We start from the raw sequence: 26,411 nt of genomic DNA, 5'->3' as shown, positions 1-26,411 counted from the left end.
GTCCCGCTCACGGCGCGTCGTAGTCGCCCGTGCCGTCCGGCCACGGCGTCAGCAGTTCATAGCCGTCGTCGGTCACGGCGACCATGTGCTCCCATTGCGCCGACAGCGAGCGGTCCTTCGTGATCACGGTCCAGCCGTCGCGCTGCACCGACGTGCCGGCGCGGCCCGCGTTGATCATCGGCTCGATCGTGAAGACCATGCCCGGCTTCAGACGCGCCCCCTGTCCCGGCTGGCCGTAGTGCAGCACCTGCGGATCCTCGTGATAGACCTTGCCGATGCCGTGCCCGCAGTAGTCGCGCACGATCGAGAAGCCCTCGCGTTGCGCGATCTTCTGGATCGCGTGGCCGACGTCGCCGAGCGTCGCGCCCGGCTTCACCTCGCGGATGCCGGCCACCATCGCCTCGTAGGTCGTGTCGATCAGCGCACGCGCGACCGTGCTCGGCTGGCCGACGCAGTACATGCGGCTCGTGTCGCCGAAATAGCCGTCCTTGATGATCGCGACGTCGATGTTGATGATGTCGCCATCCTTCAGGATCTCGTTGCGATTCGGGATGCCGTGACACACAACATGATTGACCGACGTGCAGACGGTCTTCGGAAAGCCCAGATAGCCGACGTTGGCCGGAATCGCTCTCTGCGTGTGGACGATGTAGTCGTTGCACAGCGCGTCGAGGTCGTCGGTGGAGACGCCAGCCTTGATGTGCTCGCCGATCATTGCCAGCACATCGGCCGCGAGGCGGCCCGCAATGCGCAGCTTCGCGATATCGTCGGGAGTCTTGTAGGTAATGGCCATGAATTCAGTCGATGTGAGTCGCGGGTCAAGCGCGAGATGACCCGCCGCGCCCGAAAGCCCGGCGGCCCGCAACCGCCACTCGATCGGGCGATTTCGGGCAATTGTACAGAGGATCGCGGATGGACCCCGCGCAAATCGGCTGAAGCGGTGCGCGGGAGGAGGCGGTGGCGCTATCGGAGCTATGCCATGGCGCGCGCCCGAATCACAATGACGGGCTTTTGCCCGGCCAGCTTGCGGGCCTGTTCGTTCAGATGGGCTAACGGCAAAGGGACTCGAACGATCATCGAGCCGGACATCGTGATCGTTCAGTTTCCCGAACTAAATTTCGGGCGTCCTGTCATGCCGCCCGCTGCGTTCCGCCCTTCGCCATATCGTACGGATCACGCTGATTGCGGGCGTACTGCTTCGGCGCCATTCCCGACCAGCGCCGGAACGCGCGAATGAACGCCTTCTCCGACGCATAACCGACGCTCTCGGCGATTTCGATCAGACGCCGCCGCGGATCGCGCAGCGCACCGCTCGCGAGGTACATGCGATAGGAGGTCAGATGCCCGATCGGCGTGTCGCCGACCAGCTCGACGAAGCGCGCTAAAGCGCGAGCGCGACATGCCCGCCGCCGACAGCGATTCGACTGTCCAGCTCCGCTCGGGCTGCCGATGCAGCAGATCGAAGCGGCGATCGCGCGCGTGACCAGCATCGTCGGTGAAATTGCGCAGGCGTCGCGTGAGCAGAGCGATGGGATTCAGCAGGTGAGCATCGCGATCATGCAGATGGACGAGGTCACGCAGCAGAATGCGGCGCTCGTCGAGGAAAGCGCGGCGGCGGCTGCGTCGCTCGCGGATCAGGCGCGGGGGTTGATTGAGATGATGGAAGGGTTTCGGGTGGGATGAGACGTCCGTCCCCTCGCCTCGATACGCTGAAGGTAAGGGTTGGGCGCCGCTGTCAGGCCCGGCGACATGCTGCCCTTGACACCGGGCAGCACCGATTCCTGCTGACGCGCAGGGCCGCTTGCGTCGATATCCGCGGCTTAGTTGTCGGGATGGGCGGCCGTGAAGCTTTGGAACGCACTGTACGACGGATTCAACGGCGAGCCGTTCATCATGATGCCGAAGGTCTCGTTGCCGCTGTCGAGCACGTAATACATGACGCTCTGGATATTGTGCGTCTTGCGGTTCTGATAGAACTCGCCGAGCTTCGTCGTGATGTAGTTCCCACGATAGGTCTCGTCCTGCTCCGGTCCGGTGTTCCACTCGGTGATCATGAACGGCACGCCATAACGGGCCTTGCAATAGATCGGCAGATCGAAGCCAGGTTGGGCGCCGTCCGCACCTAGGGAGAACACATCGCCATACACCTCGTAGTTGTGCCACGTGGTGATGTCCCAGCGCACGGTCGGGTGGCCGCCGCTGCCATCCGGCTGATCACCGTCCCACAGCGCGTCCGCCGCGCCGACATCGTTGACGCAGAAATTGATGCCGCACTTCGCGTTCGACTGAACCGCTTTCACGCCGTCGATCATCCCGCGCATCACGCCGCGCATCACCGGCCAGTTCGTGTTGTTGAAGTCCGCTGCCTTCGTGCCCGCAGCGTAGAAGTCGAGCACGGTGGCGTTCGTGCGCGTCAACTCGTTGCCGCATTCGTAAATGGTCACGCCATACGGTTTCAGTGCGTTCGCGACCGACTGCGCTACCGCGTAACCCTGGCTGTAAGCGGCATTCTCGCCAGCCAGCAGGTTGCCGCTGGAGTCGTAGACGCCCTGGTCGATCAGCGCGACCAACGTCATGCCCGCCGCCTGGAAAGCCTGTGCGAGCCCGATCGCCGCGTTCAGCTGGTTCGCATTGTTGTTGACGCCGATGCGATAGCTCGTGCAGCCCATGCCCTTCAGGATCGAGACGATCTGCTGGGGCGTGTACGTGTAGTCGAAGTGGCCGTTCATGCCATAGAACATGCCGGCCTGCGGTGTGATTGCGATGCGCGGATCGTTGCAATGCAGCCAATGGTTGGGGACGTCCGCAATGACGTAGAACTCGCCACCCGTGCCGCAATGCCAGATCTTGCCGCCGTAGAACAACACGAGCGACACGTTGTACGTATCGCCGACCGTCGCGCCGTTGCGGTAGATGACGCCGTTGGAGAGTGTCCACGTCGCGCCGAACTGGTCGATGATGTACGGCGCAGAAGGCAGTGAGGTGCCATCGGGCGACATGTTCGAGACACTCGCCTTCGCGACCGGCGAGGTATTGCCCGCGGTGCTGGAGGTAGCGGACGCACCCGAAGCGGCCGCTGCACCGGAAGCACCGGTCGCGGCGGCTGCCTTGCCACTCGCGTTCGATGACCCACTGCCCCCACCACACGCGGCCAAAAGATAACTTGCGCTCAGGGCCGTGAGGCCCCCAATGAATTGACGTCGTTTTATCATCGCGGAGTAATTCCAAATGTCGGGAAAATTCCCGATAAAAAGACCAAAAGGTGAATTCGCTGTGATTCAGATGGACAATGAATAAGGATTCGCTGCAAAAAATTTGCAGGCCTTAAAAAACTGTTGTCCTGAAGTGCTTAGAACGCACGTCTGTGTTGTCCGATTGAACCGATGTGCGCGAAGTGCTCCTCGCGGTGGTTCAGATTGACAGGGCTGGGTGCGCGTTGGTTCGCAAACGTTTGCGGTGCGAACCCTTTACCGATTAATTGCCGAAGCTTTCATTTTGAGGAAAATCCTTCCTGTAAAAGCTTCTGACGGCGTAAATCGTACCCTGAACGAATGACCGAGCCCACCCAAAAATCGTATTTATTTGTAAAAAAAGGCAGATCTTGCGGAGATCTGTGGGGTCGGCGAAGATTCGCACTTTCAGAAGTCGATCGAGGGGCGGGTCGCCCGCAAATTTTCTGACTTCGACCCCTTATAGCGTGCAATAGTCACGCCCCGAATATGTCCGATATATGAATTAGGGGACGGTGTAGCACGGATGACTTAAGATATTTGTATGGAAATGAGATGAAAAAGACCACGAGCAACGAATGGCTCATGTAAAAAATTGAAACAAAGGGTTTCGCCAAAATAGAAACGATGCTTGAACAATTTCGAATTGCCTTGGCAAAGCCGTTCGAGAATTCAAAGCAAAAAACCCCTTGATCTCGGTGAAATCAAGGGGTTTCAGAATTTGGCGGAAAGGGTGGGATTCGAACCCACGGTACGGGGAAACCGTACGCCTGATTTCGAGTCAGGTACATTCGACCACTCTGCCACCTTTCCGGGTATTCCAACTCGCTACTTCTTCGTCGGATCCAAGCGGGCCGTTGCTTGGGAGAAAAAGATTATATCAGCTCGAACAAGTTTTCCAAGCCCCCGTCGAAAAAACTTCTGGAAAATTTTCGCGGGACCTTGATGCCGTTCGCGGCATCGTCAGACACGCGACGACACCGCGCCTGCGCGCGCATCGCCGACGCTCAGGCCGCCGGCACTTCTAGCCGCTCGACGCCGCCGAGGTAAGGCCGCAGTGCCGTGGGCACCGTCACCGAGCCATCGGCGTTCTGGAAGTTCTCGAGCACCGCGACGAGCGTGCGGCCCACCGCGAGACCCGAGCCGTTGAGCGTATGCACGAGCTCCGGCTTGCCCTGCGCGTTGCGGAAGCGTGCCTGCATGCGTCGCGCCTGGAACGACTCGGTATTCGAGCAACTCGAAATCTCACGATAGGTGTTCTGCGCGGGCAGCCACACTTCGAGGTCGTAGGTCTTCGCTGCGGAAAAGCCCATGTCGCCGGTGCACAGCGTGATCACGCGATATGGCAGTTCGAGCTTTTGCAGAATCGCCTCCGCATGGCCGACCATCTGCTCGAGCGCGTCGTACGATGCGTCTGGCGCTACGACCTGCACCATCTCGACCTTGTCGAACTGATGCTGGCGGATCATGCCGCGCGTGTCACGGCCGTACGAGCCCGCTTCCGAGCGGAAGCACGGCGAGTGCGCGGTCAGCTTGATCGGCAGCGCGTCCGCTTCGACGATGCTCTCACGCACCGTGTTCGTCAGCGAAATTTCCGAGGTCGAGATCAGGTACTGCGTGACCGTGTTTTCGCCGCCGCCCTTTTCGACGCGGAACATATCGTCCGCGAACTTCGGCAGCTGGCCCGTGCCGTACAGGATGTCGGGATTGACGATGTACGGCGTGTAGATCTCGGTATAGCCGTGCTGCTGCGTGTGCGTGTCGATCATGAACTGCGCGAGCGCGCGATGCAGCCGCGCAATCTGGCCGCGCAGCATCGTGAAGCGCGCGCCCGACAGCTTCGCGCCGGTCTCGAAGTCGAGGCCGAGCGGCGTGCCGACGTCAACGTGATCCTTGACCTCGAAGTCGAACTGACGCGGCGTGCCCCAGCGGCGCACTTCGACGTTGCCGGCTTCGTCGTTGCCGACCGGCACGCTTTCGTGCGCGAGATTCGGCACGTCGAGCAGCAGATCGGACAGACGCTTCTGGATGTGTTCGAGCTTGACCGCCGACGCCTTCATCTCGTCGCCGATTCCGCCGACTTCGGCCATCACCGCCGACGTGTCTTCGCCGCGTCCTTTCATCGCGCCGATCTGCTTGGACAGGCTGTTGCGGCGCGCCTGCAGTTCTTCGGTACGGGTCTGGGTATCGCGGCGCTCCGCTTCGAGCGCGGTGAAGGCCGCGACGTCGAGGGTATAGCCGCGGTCGGCGAGGCGCTTGGCGACGCCGTCGAGGTCTTTGCGCAGCAACTGGATGTCGAGCATGGGATGGGACGGATGTTCGTTGTATGAAAACGCGATTTTAACGCACCGGCAAAGGCGAAACGCCTCAAGCCTTCTTCGGCTTGTTGTCGGCGCGCCACCGCGCATCGAGCTCGCCAAGGCGCGCGAGCTTCTCGCCGATCTTGCCTTCGAGACCACGCGGTGTCGGCTCGTACCAATGCGGCTCGCGCATGCCGTCGGGCAGATAGGTTTCGCCGGCCGCGTACGCATCGGGCTCGTCGTGCGCGTAGCGGTAGTCGTGGCCGTAGCCGAGTTCCTGCATCAGCTTCGTCGGCGCGTTGCGCAGATGCACCGGCACCGCGCGCGACTGGTCCTTGCCGACGAAGCGCCGCGCCTCGTTGTACGCGTTGTACCCGGCATTCGATTTCGGCGCGACCGCCAGATAGATGACCGCCTGCGCAAGCGCGAGCTCACCTTCGGGCGAACCGAGACGCTCGTAGGTTTCGGCGGCGTCGAGCGTGATGCGCGCGGCGCGCGGGTCCGCGAGGCCGATGTCTTCCCACGCCATGCGCACGATGCGACGCGCGAGATAGCGCGGGTCCGCGCCGCCGTCGAGCATGCGGCAGAACCAGTACAACGCGCCGTCCGGGTTGCTGCCGCGCACGGATTTATGCAGCGCGCTGATCTGGTCGTAGAAGGCGTCGCCGCCCTTATCGAAGCGGCGCAGATTCTCCGCGAGCGCGCTGCCCAATAACGCGCCGTCGATTTCGGTGGTCTTCTGCCGGGCGGCCGCGCGCGCGACGATCTCGAGGTTGTTCAACAGCTTGCGGCCGTCGCCGTCGGCGGATCCGATCAGCGCGGCGCGCGCTTCGTCGGTGAACGTGAGGGCGCCGAGTTCCTTCCGCGCGCGCTCGAGCAGCTCGCGCTGTTCGTCGTCGGTCAGGCTTTTCAGCACGTAGACGGCGGCGCGCGACAGCAATGCGCTATTGACCTCGAACGACGGATTCTCGGTCGTCGCGCCGACGAACACGAACAGGCCCGACTCGACGTGCGGCAAGAACGCGTCTTGCTGACTCTTGTTGAAGCGATGCACTTCGTCGACGAACACCAGCGTCTGATGGCCGTTCGCGCGATGGATCTGCGCGGTCTCGACCGCCTCGCGGATATCCTTCACGCCCGACAGCACCGCCGACAACGCGATGAACTGCGCGTGAAACGCATCGGCCATCAGCCGCGCGAGCGTGGTCTTGCCGACGCCCGGCGGGCCCCACAGGATCATCGAATGGGCCTCGCCCGATTCGAACGCGACCCTGAGCGGCTTGTTCGGACCGAGCAGATGCGACTGGCCGATCACTTCGTCGATATTGCGTGGCCGCAGGCGTTCGGCGAGCGGAACATTGGCACGGGTTTCTTCAAACATGACGTTTTGGGGATAATCTCGGCTTTCCGGGGCACGCACCGCTTCGGAGCAGCGCCTCGCGGGACAGGCGCAAAGCCCGCGCCCGGCCGGAAACACAGGCACGAACGCGGGCAACGTCCTGCATTATGACAGTGACGGCGGCCAGGCGATGGTCGACCCGGGGCGCCGGCAACGCAAAGAATCACAGCACCACCAACAGGAACGAACATCAGATGGCTCAAGATTCTGTTGCCGGCGACGCCGGCTCCACCTACGCGCCGCTCACGCCGGTGCCCGACGCGCGCCGCGCGTTTCGCACCGGCGACGCGTTCGCGCTGTGGTTCTCGCTCGGCATCGGCCTGCTCGTCGCCCAGGCGGGCGCGCTGCTGGTGCCGGGGCTCTCGCTGCCGCATGCGCTCGTCGCGATCGTGCTCGGCAGCGTGATCGGCGTCGTGCTGCTCGCGCTCGTGGGAGTGATCGGCACCGACACCGGGCTCGCGGCGATGTCGTCGCTGCGTCCGACGCTCGGCGTGCGCGGCGCGTCGGTGCCGGCCGTGCTGAACATGGTGCAACTGGTCGGCTGGGGCTCGTTCGAGGTGATCGTGATGCGCGATTCCGCCGATGCGCTCGCGAAACAGGCGTTCGGCCTGTCGATGCCGCTCGTGTGGACCGTGATGTTCGGCGTGCTCGCGACGCTGCTCGCGATCAGCGGCCCGCTGTCGTTCGTGCGGCGCTTTCTGCGCAAGTGGGGGATCTGGCTGCTGCTCGCGGGCGCCGCGTGGCTTACGTGGAACCTGCTCGCGCGCCACAATCTCGCGGACCTGATGCGTCGTCCCGGAACCGGCGAGATGTCGTTCGGCGGCGCGGTCGACCTCGTGGTCGCGATGCCGCTGTCGTGGCTGCCGCTGATCGCCGACTACACGCGCTTCGGCCGCCGCGCCGGCGAGACGTTCCGCGGCACGCTATACGGCTATGGCATCGCGAACATCTGGTTCTATGCGCTCGGCGCGGTCTATGGGCTCGCTGCCGGCGGCGGCGATGCATTGCTGACCGGCGCGCTCGCGCAAGCGGGCGGCGGGTTTGCGCTGCTGCTGATTCTGATCGACGAAATCGACAATGCGTTCGCCGACATCCACTCGGCCGCGGTGTCGACCGGCACGTTCTGGACGCGCGCGAGCGTGCCGTTGCTGTCGGCCGCGTTCGGTGCGCTGTGCACGCTGATCGCGCTGCTCGTGCCGATGGCGAAGTACCAGAACTTCCTGCTGCTGATCGGCTCGGTATTCGCGCCGCTGTTCGGCGTCGTGCTGATGGATCACTTCATCGTGCGCAAGCGTCGCGTCGACGCCGCGGTGCTCGCCGATGTGCGCGGCCGCTACGGCTTCTCGGGCGGCTGGCACCTGAGCGCGTTCGTCGCATGGGCGATCGGCATCGCCTCGTACCAGGTGATCAATCAATGGCTACCGAATGTCGGCGCGACGCTGCCGTCGCTTGCGATCGGCGCGGTGTGCTATTACGCGTTCGTATCGGCGCGCAAGACCGCGTATGCGTGAGCGCGTCACCCTCAGCGCGTTGCATCAGACGCAGCTGTCACAAAAATAAAAAAGACCTGCAATCCAAATGCAGGTCTTTTTTTGTGACCGTCGAACGGCCAATCACAGTGCGCGCGGCGGGCTATTTTTTCGCCGCTTTGCGCCGACGCGATTCGGCCTTGCGACACAGATCCGTGAGCAGCCAACGGGCGACAGTCTCCGGCCGATTCGGCGCATACGAGGCGAATTTGCTCTCGTTCGCGAAATGGACGACGACGGTGCCCGTCATTACGCGATAAGTCCCGGCGTAGTTTACGCCGTCCAGTTCCACACTTAGCGCGTGGGTGGTTTCATATTCCGCGAAAGTCAAAATAAATGCGATATCTCGAAACGAGACATTATCGCTACGATTTTTCGGAAGTCAAAGAAATATGCAATTCGTTGCATATTAAATTATTTACCGGCGGTAATTGTTGCGTTTTCCACTTGAAAACCCAAATAACGGGCTGCCGGATACGTTAGATAACCTGACTTCCTTACTGCCTTTCAAGCGGAACCGCCGGCGTATCGGCGAAACGCTCAAGCGCGCGATTGCCTTCCCGATGGGCTTCGGCCTCATCGATAAAGGTTTTTTCACTATATGCAACGACCTTGAAACCACTTCCGGCCGCGCGCGGAACCGTTATTCCCCAATGCCACCCGCCTTCCTGCTGGAACACATGGAGGGATGGGGACAAGCGTGAATCGTGTGAAGAAGACAATCTCATGACATGCCTCACCTTTCCAGACATCTGAAGCGACAACCAGTTTCGATCAGTTTAGGCGTTATTTTGTTGCGTCGCAGCAAAAAATTGTTAGAGATTGCGCACCAATCCTGGAAAATGATCGGACGCGTCAAATCCAGCCCATGAGCAACACCGCTTTTTCCAGTCTCGCACTAAATCATTACGTCTGCCGGTACGTCGATTTCATGTTCGTCGCGGCGCCGGGCGCGCATCCCTAAGCAATCCACGCACCGCGAAATAAAAAGCCGCGCTCGACAAGCGCGGCTTCGCGGGCGTTTGCAAAGGCGCCACGTGCCGGCGCCCATCGCGCGGTTTATCCGTTGATCACATCCGCGCCCTTCGGCACCGTGAACTTGAATGCATCGGGCGGCAGTTGCGGATTTTTCTGGATGTTCGAGAACGTGAGCAGCGTCACGTTACCGAACACGTCGTGCAATTCCATCGCTTCGAGATTGCCGTCCTTGAAGCCGATGCCGACGCGCTCGAACTGCGTGTCCTTCGCCTTCGGCGTCAGTTCGAGCCAGTCGATGCCGGCCTTCACGCCCGCGTCGCGCAGCGAGAAGTTCTTGTCCAGATCGTTGCTGCCGAACAGGATCGCCGCTGGGCTTGCGCCGAGCGCGTTGCCGAGCGGGCGCACCGTCACCTGGTTCAGATCCTTGTCATAGACGTAGAGCTTGTCGCCGTCCGCCTGTAGCAATTGCGAGTAGGGCTTCTCATATTGCCAGATGAACTTGCCGGGCCGCGCGAACATGAACGTGCCGCTCGACGTGGTCGGCTTGGCCGGGTTCGCGGTGGACAGCGCGCCGCTCGCGCCCTGCGCCTTGCTCGGCGCGCGCACTTCCTGCTGCACGAAGGTGCCGCGCGCCGAATGGACCTGCGCGATGAATGCCTTCAGTTGCTCGGTGCCGCTCGCGAATGCGTGCGAGGCGACGAGCAGCGACGCACCGATCGCGACACTGCCCACGGCGCGCGCGATCTTGCGCATGCCGCGGGACACGCGCTCGCCGAGGCGGCCCGCTCGACGCTGTCGGGCATCCTGCTGCGCGATTGCTTGCATAGGTTTTTCTCCCTTGAATGAATTCGGTGATGGGCTGCGCCGGCTCGATGCACTCGCTGCACCCAGAGTGACTGGCCCGGCGTCGAGCCGCAATGGCGCACCCGACGGTGCACGCGGCGTCGCGCGCGATGGCCGCAATGGCTCGTTGCGGCTATTCCGCCTCGCGCGCCGGCGCCAGGATCTCGCGATTGCCGTTCGACGACATCGCCGACACCACGCCCGAATTCTCCATCTGTTCGAGTAGACGCGCCGCCCGGTTGTAGCCGATGCGCAGGTGCCGCTGCACGAGTGAAATCGACGCGCGGCGATTCTTCAGCACGACGTCGACCGCCTGATCGTATAACGGGTCCGACTCGCCTTCGGTGGACGCGGTTCCCGCCGAGCCTTCGTCGCCCTCGCCGCTCACGCCGCCTTCGAGAATGCCCTCGATATAGTTCGGCTCGCCCTGCTCCTTGAGCTTGTCGACGACGCGATGCACTTCATCATCCGACACGAACGCGCCGTGCACGCGCACCGGCAAACCGGAGCCTGGCGGCAGATAGAGCATGTCGCCCATGCCGAGCAGCGACTCGGCGCCCTGCTGGTCGAGAATCGTGCGCGAGTCGATCTTCGACGACACCTGGAACGCCATACGGGTCGGCACGTTGGCCTTGATCAGGCCGGTGATCACGTCGACCGACGGACGCTGCGTAGCGAGAATCAGATGGATGCCGGCCGCGCGCGCCTTCTGCGCGATCCGCGCGATCAGCTCTTCGACCTTCTTGCCGACGACCATCATCAGGTCGGCCAGTTCGTCGATGACGATCACGATGTTCGGCAAACGCGTCAGCGGTTCCGGATCGTCCGGCGTCAGGCTGAACGGATTCGGCAGCTTCTCTTCGCGCTTGGCCGCTTCGTCGATCTTGTTGTTGTAGCCGCCGAGGTTGCGCACGCCGACCTTGCTCATCAGCTTGTAGCGGCGCTCCATTTCGGCGACCGCCCAGTTCAGCGCGTGGCCCGCCTGGCGCATGTCGGTGACGACCGGACACAGCAGATGCGGAATGCCTTCGTAGACGCTCATTTCGAGCATCTTCGGATCGATCAGGATCATGCGCACCTGCTCGGCGCTCGCCTTGTACAGCAGCGACAAGATCATCGCGTTGATACCCACAGACTTGCCCGAACCCGTCGTGCCGGCGACGAGCAAATGCGGCATCTTCGCGAGATCCGCGCACACGGGCTTGCCGCCGATGTCCTTGCCGAGACCCATCGTGAGCGGCGACGCGGCATCCGCATACACGGCCGAGCCGAGGATTTCGGACAGGCTCACGGTCTGACGACGCTGGTTCGGCAGCTCCAACGCCATGTAGTTCTTGCCCGGAATCGTTTCGACGACGCGAATCGACACGAGCGACAGCGAGCGCGCGAGATCCTTCGCGAGATTAACGATCTGACTGCCCTTCACGCCCGTGGCCGGCTCGATTTCATAGCGCGTGACGACGGGCCCCGGATACGCGGCGACCACGCTCACGTCGACACCGAAGTCCTTCAGCTTCTTCTCGATCAGGCGCGACGTGAATTCGAGCGTGTCCGCGGAAATGGTTTCCTGCGCGGCCGGCGCGGGGTCGAGCAGCGAGATGGGCGGCAGCGTGGAGTCGCCGGGCAGATCGGTAAAGAGCGGCACCTGGCGTTCCTTCTCGACACGCTCCGACTTCGCCGGCGTGGCGAGCGGCGGCACGATCACCACGGGCTCGTGCTCCTCGATGCGCACGCGGCCCTTCTCGACCTTGCCTTCGCGCTTCACGGCGGCCGCTTCGCCGAGCTTGCGATCGAGCCCGGCCTCGCGGCGCAGCTTCGCGAACGTCACCGCGGAAATGATCGATTCGCCGACCTTCTCCGCGACCGACAGCCACGAAAAACGAAAGTACAGCGACAGCCCGATCCCGAGACCGAGCAGCAGCGCGAGCGTGCCACCGGTGAAGCCGAGCGCATGCGAGATGCCGCGCGCGACAGCCTCTCCGATCACGCCGCCAGGCGCGCGCGGCAACTGCACCTTCAGCGACCACATGCGCAGCGCCTCGAGGCCGTTGCAAGACAGCAGCACGAGCATGAACGCGAACGGGTCCGCGAGCCAGCTGACGCCGCGCGGCGCATCGTCGTCCTGCGGCTCTTCGTTGCGGGTGATGCGCCTGTAGTTCGCGGAGATGTGGCGGCCGAGCAGCACGATCCACCAGTAGGCGGACAGGCCGAACAGCAGCAGCAGGATGTCGGAAGTCCACGCGCCGACGCGGCCCGCCCAGTTCGAGATATGGTCGACCTGCGCGGCATGGGTCCAGCTCGGGTCGTGCCTGCTGTAGCTGACGAGCGACATCAGCAGGAACACGCCGAGGGCCACCTGCAGAATCCAGCGGATTTCGGTGAAGAGGCGCGACATGCGGTGCGGCAATGCCTGCGCGCTCGCGGTATAGGGAGCTTTTGCCATTGATCCTGTTGCCTGGGGTAGCCGGTTCAGGCTGAAACTGCCGCCGGGAACGCGGCCCGAGCCTCGCCGCGCACGGCTTCGGGCCCGATCCCGGCTACCGGAAACTTCGATCCGGGCTATTGTAAACGCTGTGTCCCGCGCGAGGCTGTAAATGACGGTAACTTGACTGTTTGACCACAGACTGACCACAGACGCATGCGCGAGGCGCGCTGAATTCGCCGTATCGCGCCACGGGTTCGCCCCGAGCGCCCACGCCGCCACCCTATCGCGGCGATCAGAAAGCTTGATGGCGCAGCGGCACGCCCCGCCCTTTATAATGCCCGACTGATACCCATCTACAGTTTCAGCTCAAAAACGCACGGCTACGCAGCGGCGAGCCGCGCGCCGTACAAGGATTCGATCATGCCCGCAACTGCAACGAAACACGCCAAGGTTCTGATTCTCGGTTCCGGTCCCGCCGGCTACACGGCGGCGGTTTACGCGGCGCGCGCCAACCTCGCGCCGGTGCTCGTCACCGGCCTCGCGCAAGGCGGCCAGCTGATGACCACGACCGACGTCGAAAACTGGCCCGCCGACGCCAACGGCGTGCAAGGCCCGGAACTGATGGCGCGCTTCCTCGAGCACGCCGAGCGCTTCAATACCGAGATCATCTTCGACCACATCCACACGGCGAAGCTCGATGAGAAGCCGATTCGCCTGATCGGCGATTCGGGCGAGTACACGTGCGATTCGCTGATCATCTCGACGGGCGCATCGGCTCAATATCTCGGCCTGCCGTCGGAAGAGGCGTTCATGGGCAAGGGCGTGTCGGCCTGTGCGACCTGCGACGGCTTCTTCTACAAGCAGCAGCACGTCGCCGTGATCGGCGGCGGCAATACGGCCGTCGAAGAGGCGCTGTACCTCTCCGGCATCGCGAAGAAGGTGACCGTGATCCATCGCCGCGACAAGTTCCGCGCCGAGCCGATCCTGATCGACCGTCTGCTCGCGAAGGAGAAGGAAGGCGTCGTCGAGATCAAGTGGAACCATGTGCTCGAAGAAGTAACCGGCGACAACTCCGGCGTGACCGGCTTGCGCATCAAGCACACGCAGAGTGGCGAGACCACCGACATCGCGCTGCAGGGCCTGTTCGTCGCGATCGGCCACAAGCCGAACACGGATATCTTCGAAGGCCAGCTCGAGATGAAGAACGGCTACATCATCACGAAGGGCGGCCTGAACGGTTTCGCGACCGCGACCAGCGTGCCGGGCGTGTTCGCCGCGGGCGACGTGCAGGACCACATCTATCGCCAGGCGATCACGAGCGCGGGCACCGGCTGTATGGCCGCGCTCGACGCGCAGCGCTATCTCGAGACCATCAATGAGATGGCCGGCGAGCACGCAATGAGCGCTGAAGCAGACCGCTGATCCGCAGCGCGCTGCCGGATGGCGAGACGAAGTCCCGACAACGGGCGCGACAGTAGAATGACGGTGGCGCAGCGCTGCTGTCATTGGCTCACGAAGGCCGCGGCTGAAATGCCGGCGGCCTTTGTCGTTTTTGCCGCTTGGTCAACGTGCGTCGAGCGCGTTGGCAGCACCACCGACCGACCTTTCCGCCTGTATTGCCGACATGCCGAAGAATCAGCCCCATCCGAACGAACCGAAACGCCCGCAAGCCGCCACGCGTCCCGCGCCCGCAGCGGCTGCGCCCGCCGTCGCACCGAAGCTCGATCGCGCATCGGGGCTCGCCGGACTCGGTGCGTTGCGTGAAGCGTTGAAGGGCGAAGCCGAGCGGCGCGAGCGCGAACAGGCGGCGACGCGAGCGGCGCAGCGCGAAGCGGCCGCGGACGCCGATCTGTTCCGCCGCGAGATCGGCGAAGTCGCGCCGCTGCCGATTCCGCCGCGCGCGACGCTCACGCGCAATCCCCCGCCGCCGCTGCCGGTGCAGACGCTGCTCGACGAGGAAGCGGTGCTGCACGAAGCGATCTCCGACGAATTCGACCCCGAAGTGCTGCTCGAAACCGACGAAACACTGTCGTATTGCCGCCCCGGCGTGAGCCGCGACGTAGTGCGCAAGCTGCGGCGCGGCGACTGGATCGTGCAGGCGCAGATCGACCTGCACGGCATGCGGCGCGACGAGGCACGCGAGGCGCTCGCGGAATTCATCCGCGAATCGGTCAAGCGCGGCCTGCGATGCCTGCGCGTGATTCACGGCAAGGGTTTGGGGTCGATCGGCAAGGAGCCGGTGCTGAAGGGCAAAGTGCGCGCGTGGCTCGTGCAGAAATCCGAAGTGATCGCGTTCTGTCAGGCGCGCCCGCATGACGGCGGCGCCGGTGCGGTGGTCGTGCTGTTGCAGCCGGGGTCGTTGCCGCCGCATGGGGCGAGCGCGAAGGTCTGAGGTCGATTTTTTCAGCCGTCGTTCGTCGTGGAGTAAACGGCCAGCCTGGCCGTCGCGCGGTGTGGCTCTCGTCGTCACCGCGTAGTCGTGCTGTGCAACCGTCAAAGGTGATCGCGATGCCCGTGCAGCTTTATGCTCATCCGTTCTCGTCCTACTGCCAGAAGGCCCTGACCGCGCTGTACGAAAACGGTACGCCGTTCGAGATGCGCGTGCTCGCGCATGACGACCCGAAGGTCATGGCCGAATTGGCCGCGCTGTGGCCGATCAGGCGCTTCCCGGTGCTCGTCGACGGCGGGCGCACGGTGGTCGAGGCGAGCATCATCATCGAATATCTGGGCCTGCATTATCCGGGGCCTGTCACGCTATTGCCCGCCGATCCGCGCGTAGCGCTCGAGGTGCGCACGATGGACCGCTTCTTCGACAACTACATTTCGACTCCACAGCAAAAGGTCGTGTTCGATAGCCTGCGTCCCGAAGCCGAGCGCGACCGGCGTGGCGTCGCCGATGCGCGCGCGCTGCTCGACACTTCGTACGCATGGCTCGACCGTCACATGGCCGAGCGCGAATGGGCCGCCGGCGACAGCTTCAGCCTCGCCGACTGCGGCGCCGCCCCGTTCCTGTTCTACGCCGACTGGACGCACCCGATCGACCCCGCGTTCGCGCACGTGCGCGCGTACCGGCAGCGGCTGCTCGCGCGGCCCTCGTTCGCACGCGCGGTCGACGAGGCGCGGCCCTACCGGCCGCTATTTCCGCTGGGCGCGCCGGAGCGGGATTGAGCCACGAGCGGCGGTGGCAGTTGCGCGCGAACGAGACACGGCAGACAACCAGTTTTGCTGGCTGTAGACTTCCTGTCGTGTCGCAAACCTGCCCCGCCCTTCTTCTGGCTCACCACCCACAAGGCACACCATGGACCGTTTCGAAGCGATGGAGATCTTCACGCGCGTGGTCGAAGCGAACAGCTTCACCAAGGTTTCGGAATCGCTCGATCTGCCGCGCGCGAAGGTCAGCCGCACGATCCAGGCGCTCGAGGAACACGTCGGCGTGCGGCTCCTGAACCGCTCGACGCGCCAGGTCAGCGTGACCGAAGACGGCGCATCGTTCTACGAGCGCTGCGTGCGCATTCTCGCCGACGTCGCCGATGCCGAGTCGTCGCTGTCGAGCAAGCGCGAGAATCCGGCCGGGACGATCCGCGTCGACACCTCCGGCACGCTCGCGCGCTCGCTGCTGCTGCCCGCGCTCGACGACTTCTACGCGCAATACCCCGCGATCGACGTGCGCCTCGGTCTCGCGGACCGCAACATCGATCTGATCCAGGACGGCGTCGATTGCGTGATCCGCATGGGCACGCTCGAAGAATCGAGCCTCGTTGCGAAGCGCATCGGGCTTGCGCGCATCGTCACGTGCGCATCGCCCGCGTATCTGCGCAAGTTCGGCACGCCGACCACACTGGCGGAGCTCGCCGAGCATCGCGCGGTCAACTACGTGTCCGCGCGCAGCGGCAGGACCTTCCCGTTCGAATACGAAGTGGACGGCGAAATCGAGCGCGTCGCGATGGATAGCACGCTCGCCGTCAACGACGGCTCGGTGTACATCACGGCGGCTGTGTTGGGCCACGGCATCATCCAGCCGTCGCGCTTCATGGTCGCCGAGCTGATCGAGCAAGGCGCGCTCACGGAGATTCTCGGCAACTACACGAGCCCCGGTACACCGCTGTCGATTTTGTATGCGCATCGCCGCAATCTGAGTTCGCGGCTGCGCGCGTTTATCGACTGGGCCAGCGAGCTCGCGCGCAACAATCCGGACTTGCGTTTGCCCGAGGCGGCGTAACGGCTGCAAAAGAACAAAAGCCCCATGCGCAATTCAACGCATGGGGCTTTTCTGTAGCGACGGATTCAGCGCTTACGCGACGACTTACGCAATCCGCTCTTCATTCGCCGGATCGAACAACACCGCCTTCGACGTATCGAACAGCAGCGTCGCATTCTTATCCGGTTGCGGGTTCGACGCCGGGTGCACGCGGCTCACCACGCGCTTGCCGTTGATCTGCGCGAACACCAGCGTGTCCGGACCAGTCGGCTCGATCACGTCGACCTTCACTTCGACCGGCTGCAGCTTCGCGTCGTCGCCGTGCGCGCCGCGCGCATCGGTGATGCGTTCCGGACGCAGGCCGAGAATCACGTTGTTGCCGACGTGCGAGCGCACCTTCCCCGAATCGAACGGCAGCACCAGCACCTTGCGCGCGACGCCCGTGTCGAGTTCGATGCCGACGCCCGAGCCCTGCTCGACCAGCTTGCCTTCGATGAAGTTCATCGGCGGTGCGCCGATGAAGCCCGCGACGAACAGGTTCGACGGCGAGTCGTAGATTTCCTGCGGCGCGCCGAACTGCTGAACGATGCCGTCCTTCATCACCGCGATGCGGTCGCCGAGCGTCATCGCTTCGATCTGGTCGTGCGTCACGTAGACGATCGTCGTGCCGAGGCGTTGATGCAGCAGCTTGATTTCCGAGCGCATCTCGATACGCAGCTTCGCGTCGAGGTTCGACAGCGGCTCGTCGAACAGGAACATCACCGGATCGCGCGCGAGCGCGCGACCCATCGCGACGCGCTGACGCTGGCCGCCCGACAGCTGACCCGGCTTGCGATCGAGCAGATGCTTGATCTGCAGCGTGTTCGACACACGCTCGACAATCTGCGTCTGCTCCTGCTTCGGCACCTTGCGGATGTTCAGGCCGAACGAGATGTTGTCGCGCACCGTCATCGACGGATACAGCGCGTACGACTGGAACACCATCGCGATGTCGCGATCTTTCGGCGACAGGTTGTTGACCGTCTTGCCGTCGATCTGGATCTCGCCCTTGGTCACGGTTTCGAGACCGGCAATCATGTTGAGCAGCGTCGACTTACCGCAGCCTGAGCCGCCGACCAGAATCAGGAACTGGCCGTCTTCGATGTCGATGTTGACACCCTTCAGAACCGGCACCCCGTTCGGGTAGGTCTTGTACACGTCACGGATGGAAAGGCTTGCCATGCTGTGAATCCTCTAGTCTCTGGTACTGCTTGAAAACGTCTTGTCAGGCGACGACGGCACGCGTTCGGTGAAACGCCGTCGCTCCAGGGTGATTTAGCCCTTCACCGCGCCCGCGGTCAGGCCGCGCACGAAGTAACGTCCGGCGATGATGTAGACGAGCAGCGTGGGCAGCGCCGCGATGATCGCGCCGGCCATGTCCACGTTGTATTCCTTCACGCCGGTCGAGGTGTTGACGAGGTTGTTCAGCGCCACGGTGATCGGCATCGAATCGACGCCGGAGAACACGATACCGAACAGGAAGTCGTTCCAGATCTGCGTGAATTGCCAGATCAGGCACACCATGAAGATCGGCAGCGACACCGGCAGCAGGATCTTCGTGAAGATCGTGAAGAAACCCGCACCGTCGATCCGCGCGGCCTTCACGAGTTCAGCCGGCACGCTCACGTAGAAGTTGCGGAAGAACATCGTCGTGAACGCGATACCGTAGATCACGTGCACGAGCACCAGACCGCTCACTGTGTTCGCCAGGCCGAGGATGCCTTCGAGGCGCGCCATCGGCAGCAGGATCGCCTGGAACGGAATGAAGCAGCCGACCAGCAGCATCGTGAAGATCGGATCGGCGCCGCGGAAACGCCAGTGCGTGAGCACGTAGCCGTTGAACGCGCCGATGATCGACGAGATCAGCACGGCCGGAATCACCATGCGCACCGAGTTCATGAAGAACGGCTGCATGCCGTCGCAGCGCACCCCCGTACACGCGCCGCTCCACGCCTTGATCCACGGCGCGAAACTCCAGCTCGTCGGCGGCGTCAGCAGGTTGCCGGTGCGCAGCTGGTCGATGTCCTTGAACGACGTCGACAGCATCACGTACAGCGGGAACAGGAAGTACAGCGCGAACAGAACCAGGGCCGCGTAAATGACGGCACGGCTAATCGTCATCTTAGGCTGCATTGCGGGTGCTCCTCGATTCCAGATACATCAGCGGCACGAGCACGGCCACCACGGTAGCGAGCATCATGATCGACGATGCCGCGCCGACGCCGAGCTGCCCGCGATTGAACGAAAACGTGTACATGAAGATGGCCGGCAGCGACGACGACGTGCCCGGACCGCCGGCGGTCAGCGCGACGACCAGGTCGAACGTCTTGATGGTGATGTGACAAAGGATCAGCAGCACGGAGAAGAACACCGGCCGCATGCTCGGAATCACGATCTTGCGATAGATGGTCGGCAGGTTCGCGCCGTCCATCTGCGCGGCCTTGAAGATCTCGCTGTCGACGCCCCGCAAACCGGCGAGGAACAGCGCCATCACGAAGCCGGTGGACTGCCAGACCGCCGCGATCACGATACAGAAGATCGCCCTGTCCGGGTCGCCGAGCCAGTTGAACGAGAAGCTCGTCCAGCCCCAGTCGTGAAACACCTTCTCGATGCCGATGCTCGGCGTCAGAATCCATTGCCATGCGGTGCCGGTCACGATGAACGACAGCGCCATCGGATACAGGAACACGGCGCGCAGCGCGCCTTCGTTGCGGATCTGCTGATCGAGCAGGATCGCGAGCAACAGACCCAGACCGATGCAGATACCGATGAACGGAATGCCGAACCAGCCGAGGTTCGCGGCCGAAGTCCAGAACACGTCGTTCTGGAACAGTTCGCGATAGCGGTCGAGACCCGCGAACTCCCACCGAGGCATCAACCGCGAAGTAGACAGCGACAGATAGCCGGTGATTGCGATAAAGCCATACACGAAGATCAGGCTGATCACGACGCTGGGTGCGAGCACCAGCTTCGGAATATAGCGATCGGCAAGGGCCGCCATGGGCGACGTGCGGCGGGCGACGGTGGCCGTTTTCCCGTTCCCGCTGATGGAAGCAGTCACTACTCGACTCCTGCTGAAACTGTACCGCCGGGCTGCCCGTGCACGCATGGCGCGGGACCGCGACGGCCTGGGTGTGACTCCATGAAACCAGGGTGAGCCGGGTGGCGCCAGACTGCGCTGCGAACCAAAGCAGCGAGGTCCGATCCCACACGGCCCGAAGGGCGCGCCCGGTGCTTCGGATGCAAGCCGCCGGGCGCAACGCTTCGTACTTACGCTTACTTGGTCTTCGCTGCCCTCGCGAGAGCCTGAACCGCGGTCTTCGAATCTTCCTGCGAGTTCATGAACTTCGTGACGACGTCGGAGATCGCGCCTGCCGCGGCATCCGGCTGAGCCATGCCGTGAGCGAGCGACGGCACATAACCGCCGGCCTTGATCGCAATCTGCTCATCAGCGTACGACTTCTTCGCGCAGTCGTCGAACTTGTCCATCGGCACGCCGAGACGCACCGGGATCGAGCCCTTGTACAGGCTGAACTGCTCCTGGAACTCCGGCGACATGATCGTCTTCGCGAGCGCGAGCTGGCCCGGCGTCGCGGCCTTCTGGCCCTTCTGCTGGAAGAACACGAACGAGTCGACGTTGAACGTATAAGCCTTGTCGGTGTTCGGCACCACCGCGCAGATGTAGTCCGTGCCCGACTTCTTGCCAGCGTTGGTGAACTCGCCCTTCGCCCAGTCGCCCATGAACTGCATGCCGGCCTTGCCGTTGATGACCATGGCCGTGGCGAGGTTCCAGTCACGGCCCGTACGGCCCGCGTCGAAGTAGCCCTGGATCTTGCGGACCGTGTCGAACACCTGAACCATCTTTTCCGAGGTCAGCGTCTTCTCGTCGAGGTCGACGAGCGCCTTCCTGTAGAAGTCCGCGCCTTCCGACAGCACGACGTCTTCCCACAGCGTCAGGTCTTGCCACGGCTGGCCGCCCATTGCGATCGGCTGAATGCCCGCGGCCTTCATCTTGTCGGCCACCGCGAAGAACTCAGGCCACGTGGTCGGCACCTTGCCGCCTGCCTTGTCCAACGCTGCCTTGTTGATGTACAGCCAGTTCACGCGATGCACCGAGAACGGCGCGCCGACGTAGTGGCCGTCCGCTTGCATGATCTTGTCGATTTGCGGCGGCAGGTTCTTCTTCCAGTCGCCCGCGACCGGGTCGATCGGCACCAGCACGCCCTGCGAAGCCCATTCCTGGATCAGCGGACCCTTGATCTGCGCGGCGCTCGGTGCGTTGCCCGAGATCACCTGCGTCTTCAGTGCCGTCATGGCAGCCGCGCCAGCGCCGCCCGCGACCGCGAAGTCCTTCCACGTGTAGCCCTGCTTCGTCATGTCGTCCTTGAGGACGCCGACGGCCTTGGATTCGCCGCCCGAAGTCCACCAGTGCAGCACTTCGATCGACTCGGCGGCCTGCACGGCCGACACGCCACACATCAGACCCGCAGCGCACAGAGCGCCCATGATCGCGCGAAATTTCATTGCTTATCTCCTCCAGACACCTGAACAAAAAAACGAATGGCCCCTGATGTCGCCAGGGTGCTGTGGTTGGTTCAAACAGGCAAAACACTGGCGATCGAGCACGGTCGGGCGCATGCGCGAGGGCATGTGCCGGCGGACCGATGTCCGGCCGCTGGACGCTCAAGAGGTGAGTGGTTCGGGATGCAACTGACTGTCTCCTCTTTTGATTTTTGCCTGCCCGCATCGCGCTGCAGACTCGAGGTACCTCATACGCCACTTCGACGCCAGCCTGACGTCGGCTGCGGGCAACGACCCCGCAAGCCCGTCGACTCCCCGGTTTTCCGTAAGGTCCGCCGGCACCCTGCTGGCGCGTACCGGAAGGCGTTGTCCCATTGTCCGTTTGCGTGCCGGGGACGCCCGCCGATTCGCAAAAAGCGTGCATTCCGTCTGTACAGCGCACGCTTTTTTCATCGAATTAACGCTACCTCTTGATTTGGATTGTAGTTAAACTACAATTCAGTGTCAAAAAATATTTTATCGGACTACGGTCGCTCTTCCGGGGCGCTGCGCGTGCAGTGTCCGATCAGCGCGGCGGCCCTTCAGGACATCGACGGAGACTCATGCATACCGACCCAAGCTTCACCTTCGTTCTCTTCGGCGGAACCGGCGATCTGTCGATGCGTAAGATCCTGCCCGCGCTGTTCGAAGCGCACCGCGCGGGCGGCATGCTCGCCGACAGCGGCAAGATCGTCGCGGTCGCGCGGCACGTCGAGGATCGCGGCGAGTATCTGCAGTGGGTCGACGGGCACGTCAAGCCGCATGTGTCGAAGAACGGCCTCGACGAAGCCGCGTGGACGAGCTTCCTCGCGCGCATCGAGTTCGTGAAGATCGATCTCGGCAATCCGGACGACTTCGCGCAACTGCGCGACGCGATCGAGGAGATGCCCGGCATCCGCGTGTTCTATCTGGCGACGGGTCCGTCGCTGTTCGTGCCGATCTGCCATGCGCTCGCCGCGGTGGGCCTGAACCACAACGCGCGCATCGTGCTCGAGAAGCCGCTCGGCTACGACCTGAAGTCGTCGAACGCAATTAATGATGCGGTCGGCGAAATCTTCGCGGAAGAACAGATCTACCGGATCGACCATTACCTCGGCAAGGAGCCGGTGCAGAACCTGCTCGCGCTGCGCTTCGGCAATGCGCTGTTCGAGCCGCTGTGGCGCCGCGAGTGGGTCGAAAGCATCCAGATCACGATCGCCGAGGAACTCGGCGTCGAAGCGCGCGGCGATTTCTACGACAATACCGGCGCGCTGCGCGACATGGTGCAGAACCACCTGTTGCAGTTGCTGTCGATCGTCGCGATGGAGCCGCCCCACTCGATGGATTCCGACTCGGTGCGCGACGAAAAGCTGCGCGTGCTGCGCGCGCTCAAACCAATCGAGCCGCAGGAAATCGGCAAGGTTGCGGTGCGCGGCCAGTATCATTCGGGCGTGATCCGTGGCAACACAGTCCCGGCCTACGCGACCGAGCACGGCGTGAAGCCCGATAGCTCGACCGAGACCTTCGTCGCGCTGAAGGTCGAGATCGAGAATTGGCGCTGGGCCGGCGTGCCGTTTTTCCTGCGCACGGGCAAGCGGCTCGCCGACCGCGTCGCCGAGATCGTCGTGAATTTCCGTGCGGTGCCGCATTCGGCGCTTGGCGCGTCGGCGCTGCGCGCGGGCGCGAACCGCCTCGTGATCCGTCTGCAGCCGAACGAGACGATTCGTCTGTACTGTCTCGCGAAGCAGCCCGGCGAGGGTATGAACCTCGCGAGCGTATACCTCGATCTCGCGTTCGACCGGTTCTTCCGCGAAGGCCAGATGGAGGCCTATCAGCGGCTGCTGCTCGACGTGATCAACGGGCGCCTCGCGCTGTTCGTGCGGCGTGACGAACAGGAAGCCGCGTGGCGCTGGGTCGAGCCGATCCTGAACGAGTGGAAGGCCTCGACCAAGCCGCCCAAGCCGTACGCGGCGGGCACGTGGGGACCGTCCGCGGCGAGCGCGATGCTCGCCCAGCACGGCACCTGCTGGCTCGAGGAAGAGAATTGAGTTTGATGAATTGATGGACGGCGCCGCGCGCAATAAATACCTCGGCGCGCGGCGCCGGCAACACCACCGACGAACTGAACGGAGTCGCGCCGGTATCGCGTCATGCGTCCGCAGGCCACCCGCCTTGCAGGCATCGCGCGAGAGCAGTCAGGCTGATTCCGCAGACCTAACAAGAAAGCAGCACGGAGGAGAAGTGATCGAGCTTCACGCTTTCGACGACCAGCGCGCCCAATCCGACGCGCTGGCGAAAGCGGTGGGCGACGCGTTACATGCGTCGCTTGCCGCACAGGCGGCCGGCACCGGCACGTCAACCCCGCTCGCGCGCCCGGCCATGCTAGCCGTGTCCGGCGGCAGCAGCCCGCGTCCGTTCCTGCAAACGTTGTCGACGCAGACGTTCGACTGGCCCCGCATCGCGATCACGCTGGTCGACGACCGCTGGGTGCCGGAGACCGATAGCGCGAGCAACGCGCAACTCGCGCGCGCCACGTTGCTGCAAAACGCCGCGCAACACGCGACCTTCTGGCCGCTCGTCGACACCACCCAGGATCTGCATTCGCACGTCGCCGCGCTGAATGCGGACGCGCGCTTCGCCACGGCGCCCGACGTCGCGGTGCTGGGCATGGGCGAAGACGGCCACACCGCGTCGATCTTCGCCGACGCGCCCGAATGGGATCACGCGATCAACACGACCGAGCGTTTCGTCGCCGTGCATCCGGGCGCGGCGCCGCACGCGCGCGTGAGCTGGTCGCTGTCCGCGCTGAAGGACGTGAAGCATCTGTTTCTGCTGATCGCAGGGCCGCGCAAGATGGACGTGCTCAACGCCGCGTCCGCCGCGCTACAAAAAAATGCCATCTCGCAGCTGGCAAACGACAAGGGAGTGAGACTCGATGTCTACTGGTGTGCAAACTAAGGCTGTGCCGGGCGCGGTCCAGCACGCCGATGGACCGAGGCTGCTGGCCGACATCGGCGGTACCAATGCGCGTTTCGCGCTCGAGACGGGCCCCGGCGAAATCGGCTCGGTGCAGGTCTATCCTTGCGCCGACTACCCGAGTGTCGCCGACGTCATCAAGAAGTATCTGAAGGACATGAAGATCGGTCGCGTCAATCACGCGGCGATCGCGATTGCGAACCCGGTCGACGGCGACCAGGTCAGCATGACCAATCACGACTGGACCTTTTCGATCGAAGCGACGCGCCGCGCGCTCGGCTTCGACACGCTGCTCGTCGTCAACGACTTCACCGCGCTTGCGATGGCGCTGCCCGGCCTCACCGACACGCAGCGCGTGCAGGTGGGCGGCGGCCAGCGCCGGCCGAACAGCGTGATCGGCCTGCTCGGCCCCGGCACCGGCATGGGCGTGTCGGGTCTGATCCCCGCCGACGACCGCTGGATCGCGCTCGGCAGCGAAGGCGGCCACGCCACCTTCGCGCCCGCCGACGAGCGTGAAGATATCGTGCTGCAGTACGCGCGCAAGAAGTGGTCACACGTGTCGTTCGAACGCGTGGCCGCGGGTCCCGGCATCGAGATGATCTATCGCGCGCTCGCGGGCCGCGACAAGAAGCGCGTGCCGGCCAGCGTAAATACGGCCGATGTGGTCAAGCGCGCGCTCGAAGGCGAGCCGCTCGCGGCCGAATCGGTCGACGTGTTCTGCGGCATTCTCGGCACCTTCGCCGGCAATATCGCGGTGACGCTCGGCGCGCTCGGCGGCATCTATATCGGCGGCGGCGTCGTGCCACGCCTCGGCGAGTTCTTCGCGCGTTCGTCGTTCCGCCAGCGCTTCGAGGCGAAGGGCCGCTTCGAGGCGTATCTGCAGAACGTGCCGACCTATGTGATCACCGCCGAATACCCGGCGTTCCTCGGCGTATCGGCGATTCTGGCGGAGCAGCTGTCGAACCGCGCGGGCGGCAGCTCGTCGGCGGTGTTCGAGCGGATTCGCCAGATGCGCGACGCGCTGACGCCGGCCGAGCGCCGCGTCGCCGATCTCGCGTTGAACCACCCGCGTTCGATCATCAATGATCCGATCGTCGATATCGCGCGCAAGGCCGACGTCAGTCAGCCGACCGTGATCCGCTTCTGCCGCTCGCTCGGCTGCCAGGGGCTGTCGGACTTCAAGCTCAAGCTCGCGACCGGTTTGACCGGCACGATTCCGGTCAGCCACAGCCAGGTGCATCTCGGCGACACCGCGACCGACTTCGGCGCGAAGGTGCTCGACAACACCGTGTCCGCGATTCTGCAATTGCGCGAGCATCTGAACTTCGAGCACGTGGAACGCGCCATCGACCTGCTGAACGGCGCGCGGCGCATCGAGTTCTACGGACTCGGCAATTCGAACATCGTCGCGCAGGACGCGCACTACAAGTTCTTCCGCTTCGGCATTCCGACCATCGCGTACGGTGACCTGTACATGCAGGCGGCCTCCGCCGCGCTGCTCGGCAAGGGCGACGTGATCGTCGCGGTGTCGAAGTCGGGGCGCGCGCCCGAGCTGCTGCGCGTGCTCGACGTCGCGATGCAGGCCGGCGCGCAGGTGATCGCGATCACGTCGAGCAACACACCGCTCGCGAAGCGTGCGACGGTCGCGCTGGAAACCGATCACATCGAGATTCGCGAGTCGCAACTGTCGATGATCTCGCGCATCCTGCACCTCGTGATGATCGACATTCTCGCTGTCGGTGTGGCGATTCGGCGCGCGATGCCGAGCGACGACGTCGCCGAGACGGTCGAGAAAGCGCGCGAAGGCGCCGACGACGACGCGACGGCCGTGCTCGACTGGCTCAGCCACGGCGCTGCTTCGTCGGCGCGCGACTGAGCCTCCGCTCACGGCTGTCCCGATGCGCTTGCGGTGAACGAAGCCGCGGCGTGCGCGTCGTCTTCGATGCGCACGCCGC

21 protein-coding genes and 1 tRNA gene are annotated in these 26,411 nt (G+C 63.7%); 10 read left to right on the top strand and 12 right to left on the bottom strand.

Annotated elements, in window-relative coordinates; translation table 11 throughout:
* Positions 1-7: 7 nt before the first annotated feature.
* Positions 8-793, bottom strand: a complete 786-nt coding sequence (gene map / locus HDG39_RS19740; RefSeq protein ID WP_026225654.1) for a type I methionyl aminopeptidase — start codon at positions 791-793, stop codon at positions 8-10.
* Positions 794-1,130: 337 nt separating this feature from the next.
* The gene (locus HDG39_RS35870) at positions 1,131-1,490 is read right to left on the bottom strand and encodes a helix-turn-helix domain-containing protein (protein ID WP_409259194.1); all 360 of its coding nucleotides are present in this window, start codon (positions 1,488-1,490) and stop codon (positions 1,131-1,133) included.
* Between HDG39_RS35870 and HDG39_RS19730 the strand changes: the two genes are divergently transcribed.
* Positions 1,480-1,683 carry a hypothetical protein gene (locus tag HDG39_RS19730; protein WP_409259193.1) on the top strand — a complete coding sequence of 68 codons (204 nt, stop codon included), beginning with the start codon at positions 1,480-1,482 and terminating at the stop codon, positions 1,681-1,683. The genes HDG39_RS35870 and HDG39_RS19730 overlap by 11 nt on opposite strands.
* 137 nt (positions 1,684-1,820) lie before the next feature.
* On the opposite strand, the gene HDG39_RS19725 is transcribed toward HDG39_RS19730, so the two are convergent.
* From HDG39_RS19725 to HDG39_RS19710, 4 genes are all read right to left on the bottom strand, one after another.
* Positions 1,821-3,212, bottom strand: coding sequence for a hypothetical protein (locus tag HDG39_RS19725; protein WP_184007856.1), 1,392 nt, complete (start codon positions 3,210-3,212; stop codon positions 1,821-1,823).
* Between the two features lie 740 nt (positions 3,213-3,952).
* A tRNA-Ser gene (locus HDG39_RS19720) sits at positions 3,953-4,043 on the bottom strand.
* Positions 4,044-4,237: 194 nt separating this feature from the next.
* Positions 4,238-5,533 (bottom strand): serine--tRNA ligase, encoded by a 1,296-nt coding sequence (serS, locus tag HDG39_RS19715; RefSeq protein ID WP_184007854.1) that lies wholly within the window; start codon positions 5,531-5,533, stop codon positions 4,238-4,240.
* Between the two features lie 64 nt (positions 5,534-5,597).
* Positions 5,598-6,911 carry a replication-associated recombination protein A gene (locus HDG39_RS19710; RefSeq protein ID WP_184007853.1) on the bottom strand — a complete coding sequence of 438 codons (1,314 nt, stop codon included), beginning with the start codon at positions 6,909-6,911 and terminating at the stop codon, positions 5,598-5,600.
* Between the two features lie 212 nt (positions 6,912-7,123).
* Here HDG39_RS19710 and cytX point away from each other — a divergent pair, with 212 nt between their 5' ends.
* Positions 7,124-8,440 carry a putative hydroxymethylpyrimidine transporter CytX gene (gene cytX / locus HDG39_RS19705; protein ID WP_184007851.1) on the top strand — a complete coding sequence of 439 codons (1,317 nt, stop codon included), beginning with the start codon at positions 7,124-7,126 and terminating at the stop codon, positions 8,438-8,440.
* A gap of 452 nt (positions 8,441-8,892) precedes the next feature.
* Positions 8,893-9,162 carry a hypothetical protein gene (locus HDG39_RS35865; RefSeq protein WP_184007849.1) on the top strand — a complete coding sequence of 90 codons (270 nt, stop codon included), beginning with the start codon at positions 8,893-8,895 and terminating at the stop codon, positions 9,160-9,162.
* A gap of 355 nt (positions 9,163-9,517) precedes the next feature.
* Here HDG39_RS35865 and lolA read toward each other — a convergent pair whose 3' ends face one another.
* Together lolA and HDG39_RS19690 are read right to left on the bottom strand one after the other, a co-directional pair.
* Positions 9,518-10,261 carry an outer membrane lipoprotein chaperone LolA gene (lolA, locus tag HDG39_RS19695; RefSeq protein WP_184007847.1) on the bottom strand — a complete coding sequence of 248 codons (744 nt, stop codon included), beginning with the start codon at positions 10,259-10,261 and terminating at the stop codon, positions 9,518-9,520.
* A gap of 151 nt (positions 10,262-10,412) precedes the next feature.
* Positions 10,413-12,722 (bottom strand): DNA translocase FtsK, encoded by a 2,310-nt coding sequence (locus tag HDG39_RS19690; protein WP_018419730.1) that lies wholly within the window; start codon positions 12,720-12,722, stop codon positions 10,413-10,415.
* A 402-nt stretch (positions 12,723-13,124) separates the two neighbouring features.
* Here HDG39_RS19690 and trxB point away from each other — a divergent pair, with 402 nt between their 5' ends.
* The 4 genes from trxB to HDG39_RS19670 all read left to right on the top strand — a co-directional run bounded on the left by trxB (position 13,125) and on the right by HDG39_RS19670 (position 16,923).
* A complete protein-coding gene (gene trxB / locus HDG39_RS19685) occupies positions 13,125-14,126 on the top strand; it encodes a thioredoxin-disulfide reductase (protein ID WP_184007845.1) in 1,002 nt (333 codons plus the stop codon).
* A 202-nt stretch (positions 14,127-14,328) separates the two neighbouring features.
* Entirely contained in the window at positions 14,329-15,096 is a 768-nt protein-coding gene (locus HDG39_RS19680; protein ID WP_184007843.1) for a Smr/MutS family protein, read from the top strand.
* Positions 15,097-15,212: 116 nt separating this feature from the next.
* On the top strand, positions 15,213-15,872 hold the full coding sequence (locus tag HDG39_RS19675; RefSeq protein ID WP_184007841.1) for a glutathione S-transferase family protein: 660 nt from the start codon (positions 15,213-15,215) through the stop codon (positions 15,870-15,872).
* 130 nt (positions 15,873-16,002) lie between these two features.
* Positions 16,003-16,923 (top strand): LysR family transcriptional regulator, encoded by a 921-nt coding sequence (locus HDG39_RS19670; RefSeq protein ID WP_184007839.1) that lies wholly within the window; start codon positions 16,003-16,005, stop codon positions 16,921-16,923.
* Positions 16,924-17,007: 84 nt separating this feature from the next.
* Here HDG39_RS19670 and HDG39_RS19665 read toward each other — a convergent pair whose 3' ends face one another.
* From HDG39_RS19665 to HDG39_RS19650, 4 genes are all read right to left on the bottom strand, one after another.
* The gene (locus HDG39_RS19665) at positions 17,008-18,123 is read right to left on the bottom strand and encodes an ABC transporter ATP-binding protein (RefSeq protein WP_018419725.1); all 1,116 of its coding nucleotides are present in this window, start codon (positions 18,121-18,123) and stop codon (positions 17,008-17,010) included.
* 93 nt (positions 18,124-18,216) lie between these two features.
* The gene (locus tag HDG39_RS19660) at positions 18,217-19,074 is read right to left on the bottom strand and encodes a carbohydrate ABC transporter permease (protein WP_184007837.1); all 858 of its coding nucleotides are present in this window, start codon (positions 19,072-19,074) and stop codon (positions 18,217-18,219) included.
* Positions 19,064-20,002 carry a carbohydrate ABC transporter permease gene (locus HDG39_RS19655; RefSeq protein WP_184007835.1) on the bottom strand — a complete coding sequence of 313 codons (939 nt, stop codon included), beginning with the start codon at positions 20,000-20,002 and terminating at the stop codon, positions 19,064-19,066. Before HDG39_RS19655 ends, HDG39_RS19660 begins: the two co-directional genes overlap by 11 nt.
* A 215-nt stretch (positions 20,003-20,217) precedes the next feature.
* The gene (locus HDG39_RS19650) at positions 20,218-21,465 is read right to left on the bottom strand and encodes an ABC transporter substrate-binding protein (protein ID WP_184007833.1); all 1,248 of its coding nucleotides are present in this window, start codon (positions 21,463-21,465) and stop codon (positions 20,218-20,220) included.
* Positions 21,466-22,064: 599 nt separating this feature from the next.
* Between HDG39_RS19650 and zwf the strand changes: the two genes are divergently transcribed.
* From zwf to HDG39_RS19635, 3 genes are all read left to right on the top strand, one after another.
* Complete coding sequence (gene zwf / locus HDG39_RS19645; RefSeq protein ID WP_184007832.1) at positions 22,065-23,528, top strand: glucose-6-phosphate dehydrogenase; 1,464 nt, start codon at positions 22,065-22,067, stop codon at positions 23,526-23,528.
* Between the two features lie 193 nt (positions 23,529-23,721).
* Positions 23,722-24,438 (top strand): 6-phosphogluconolactonase, encoded by a 717-nt coding sequence (gene pgl / locus HDG39_RS19640; protein ID WP_090803460.1) that lies wholly within the window; start codon positions 23,722-23,724, stop codon positions 24,436-24,438.
* Positions 24,416-26,332, top strand: a complete 1,917-nt coding sequence (locus tag HDG39_RS19635; protein WP_184007830.1) for a bifunctional transcriptional regulator/glucokinase — start codon at positions 24,416-24,418, stop codon at positions 26,330-26,332. The genes pgl and HDG39_RS19635 overlap by 23 nt, the downstream gene beginning before the upstream one ends.
* The last annotated feature ends 79 nt before the right edge of the window (positions 26,333-26,411 follow it).

It is taken from the genome of Paraburkholderia lebeckiae, from assembly GCF_014201005.1.
GTDB classification, from domain to species: Bacteria; Pseudomonadota; Gammaproteobacteria; order Burkholderiales; family Burkholderiaceae; genus Paraburkholderia; species Paraburkholderia tuberum.
This window is presented reverse-complemented; position numbering and strand designations above follow the sequence as displayed.

Coding starts and splice junctions, on each gene's coding strand:
- map (WP_026225654.1), bottom strand. CDS start 793: ATGGCCATTACCTACAAGACTCCCGACGATATCGCGAAGCTGCGCATT.
- HDG39_RS35870 (WP_409259194.1), bottom strand. CDS start 1,490: ATGCTGGTCACGCGCGCGATCGCCGCTTCGATCTGCTGCATCGGCAGC.
- HDG39_RS19725 (WP_184007856.1), bottom strand. CDS start 3,212: ATGATAAAACGACGTCAATTCATTGGGGGCCTCACGGCCCTGAGCGCA.
- serS (WP_184007854.1), bottom strand. CDS start 5,533: ATGCTCGACATCCAGTTGCTGCGCAAAGACCTCGACGGCGTCGCCAAG.
- HDG39_RS19710 (WP_184007853.1), bottom strand. CDS start 6,911: ATGTTTGAAGAAACCCGTGCCAATGTTCCGCTCGCCGAACGCCTGCGG.
- cytX (WP_184007851.1), top strand. CDS start 7,124: ATGGCTCAAGATTCTGTTGCCGGCGACGCCGGCTCCACCTACGCGCCG.
- lolA (WP_184007847.1), bottom strand. CDS start 10,261: ATGCAAGCAATCGCGCAGCAGGATGCCCGACAGCGTCGAGCGGGCCGC.
- HDG39_RS19690 (WP_018419730.1), bottom strand. CDS start 12,722: ATGGCAAAAGCTCCCTATACCGCGAGCGCGCAGGCATTGCCGCACCGC.
- trxB (WP_184007845.1), top strand. CDS start 13,125: ATGCCCGCAACTGCAACGAAACACGCCAAGGTTCTGATTCTCGGTTCC.
- HDG39_RS19680 (WP_184007843.1), top strand. CDS start 14,329: ATGCCGAAGAATCAGCCCCATCCGAACGAACCGAAACGCCCGCAAGCC.
- HDG39_RS19675 (WP_184007841.1), top strand. CDS start 15,213: ATGCCCGTGCAGCTTTATGCTCATCCGTTCTCGTCCTACTGCCAGAAG.
- HDG39_RS19670 (WP_184007839.1), top strand. CDS start 16,003: ATGGACCGTTTCGAAGCGATGGAGATCTTCACGCGCGTGGTCGAAGCG.
- HDG39_RS19665 (WP_018419725.1), bottom strand. CDS start 18,123: ATGGCAAGCCTTTCCATCCGTGACGTGTACAAGACCTACCCGAACGGG.
- HDG39_RS19660 (WP_184007837.1), bottom strand. CDS start 19,074: ATGCAGCCTAAGATGACGATTAGCCGTGCCGTCATTTACGCGGCCCTG.
- HDG39_RS19650 (WP_184007833.1), bottom strand. CDS start 21,465: ATGAAATTTCGCGCGATCATGGGCGCTCTGTGCGCTGCGGGTCTGATG.
- zwf (WP_184007832.1), top strand. CDS start 22,065: ATGCATACCGACCCAAGCTTCACCTTCGTTCTCTTCGGCGGAACCGGC.
- HDG39_RS19635 (WP_184007830.1), top strand. CDS start 24,416: ATGTCTACTGGTGTGCAAACTAAGGCTGTGCCGGGCGCGGTCCAGCAC.